Annotated in this window: 1 protein-coding gene; it reads right to left on the bottom strand. The window is 48.3% G+C overall.

What is annotated here, in order from left to right; genetic code table 11:
• On the bottom strand, nt 1-567 hold a 567-nt coding region (locus R7R78_RS28415; protein ID WP_225474888.1), incomplete at both ends, for an FAD-dependent oxidoreductase.

The following is a 567-nucleotide window of genomic DNA, read 5'->3' on the forward strand; positions in this document are numbered from 1 at the left end:
AACAATGTGTGCGTTCTCGAAGCCTTTCATTGAACGAACGATTTGTACTTGAACATCAAACGGCAAGCTGGTGGATATACCATTCGGGTATAACTCGTGCGTGGTAAGACCTTCAGGTTCAATGAAAATTTGGTGGCTGTTCTTATCCGCAAAGCGCATCACTTTGTCTTCGATAGACGGACAGTAACGTGGGCCAATTCCTTCGATCACACCTGCGTACATTGGGCTACGATCTAGGTTATTGCGGATCACTTCATGAGTTTGTTCATTGGTATGCGTAATGAAACAAGGAATTTGACGCGGATGGTGTTCGCGCTTACCCATGAATGAGAAAACTGGTGTTGGGTTGTCACCGTGTTGCGCTTCTAGCACTGAGAAATCAACCGTGCGAGCATCAATACGTGGTGGTGTCCCCGTTTTTAGACGATCCACTCGGAATGGCAACTCACGTAAGCGATCCGCCAATGCGATCGATGGTGGATCCCCAGCGCGACCGCCTGAAGAACTTTCCATACCAATGTGGATCTTACCCCCAAGGAAAGTACCTACGGTCAGCACAACCGCTTT

This window comes from Vibrio sp. 2134-1 (genome assembly GCF_033339495.1).